This is a genomic window from Tetragenococcus solitarius NBRC 100494 (assembly GCF_001544195.1).
Classification (GTDB): Bacteria; Bacillota; Bacilli; order Lactobacillales; family Enterococcaceae; genus Tetragenococcus; species Tetragenococcus solitarius.
The window spans coordinates 1-1474 of sequence record NZ_BCPY01000083.1; the positions used below are offsets into that span (position 1 = coordinate 1).

2 protein-coding genes are annotated in these 1474 nt (G+C 40.6%); both read right to left on the bottom strand.

The window, feature by feature from the left end:
• Positions 1–739 (bottom strand): IS3 family transposase (locus tag TS1_RS12150; protein ID WP_157061682.1); only part of this gene is annotated, 739 nt, incomplete at its 3' end.
• Entirely contained in the window at positions 730–1413 is a 684-nt protein-coding gene (locus TS1_RS12155; RefSeq protein ID WP_217994593.1) for a helix-turn-helix domain-containing protein, read from the bottom strand. The genes TS1_RS12155 and TS1_RS12150, both read right to left, overlap by 10 nt.
• Between the last annotated feature and the right edge of the window lie 61 nt (positions 1414–1474).

A 1474-nucleotide genomic window follows, 5' to 3' on the forward strand; every position in this document is an offset into this window, starting at 1 on the left:
AGAATCCTTCCATGGGACCATTGTCAATACAACGCCCCACCCGAGACATGCTTTGTTTCATGCCTTGTTTCTTCAATCGATTGCTCATCGGTTGACTCGTATATTGAAACCCACGGTCACTATGAAAAAGCGGATGAGCATCTGGTTCAAGCCGCACTGCCGCATCAAAGGTATCAAACACTAACTTATTATCATTTCTGTCGCTAATGACAAAAGAAACAATCCGACGATCCGCCAAGTCCAGAATGGCACTAAGGTAAACTTTCTTTACTTGATCGCCTTCATAATACTTAAACGCACTGACATCGGTTAACCATTTTTCATTGGGTTTATCCGCATGGAAATTCCGATTTAAGTAGTTCTTGGCAATATAATAAGGATTTTTGGCAGCCTTAGTACTTCCGTGAGGATGATGTTTGACTGTGGATTGAATTTGAAGGCTCCGACAAATGCGCAATACTCTTTTGTCATTGACGTGTAAGCCATAATCTTGCACCAAGTCATCCCGAATTCTCCGATATCCCTTGTCGTTATCTGCCTCATAGATATATCTGATTAAATCTGCCAAGTGTTCGTTAAAAATCGTTTGCGCGGATTTTGGTTGCTTTAACCAGCGATAATAGGCGGATCTTGAGACATGGAGAAACGCACACATGGGTTGAATCGGATAATTTTTGACCTCGTGCAGCGCTTTGATTGCTTCATATTCAAAAACATGGCGGATAAGGTCTAGTCCCACTTCCTTTCTAACGCCCTGACTTTTTTTAAGAGGTCATTTTCCATTTCTAATTGTTGGATACGACGTTCTTTTTCAGCTAAGCGATCCCGCATTTCTTCTTCTGGGGTTCGACTAGGTTTTGTTCCCGCACGATGTCCTCGTCGGTCTTTTAATCCTTGTTCGCCCATTTCGTCATATTTTAGTACCCAGTTACGAACTTGTTGGTAGGACACTTGATATTTGATGGCTGTTTCTCCATAGTTACGATCGTGCAAAATACAGTAATGGACGATCTCTATACGTTCTTTAAAGGTTGTTTTTCTAGATTGACTCATTTGACTTCCACCGCTTTCTGATTTGAAGTTTCCATGAGTATTATATCCCTTAATCCAGTCTCGTAGTTGTGTTTTACTTCTAAGTTTATATTTTTTTGTAATATCCTTAAGGCTTCCTGCGCCGCTTAAGTAATCATTGACTGCTTGGAGCTTTGTTTCAATACTGTAATGAGCATTCTTCTTTTTTGGTAGTAGACCCGTCGGACCTTCATTCTCATAAATCATCAACCAATGACTTAAAGTATCATTACTGATCCCCAATGTACTAGCGATATGATTCAAGCTATCTTTACCGCTCAGATAGCTTTCTACTGCCTCTACCCGTTTTTCTAGGACAAGCTTCATCTTCCTTTTTGACACACAAAATCCCCCCCTATATAGCACTTTTATATTTCAGTGTCCTGTATAGGGGGAGCATATC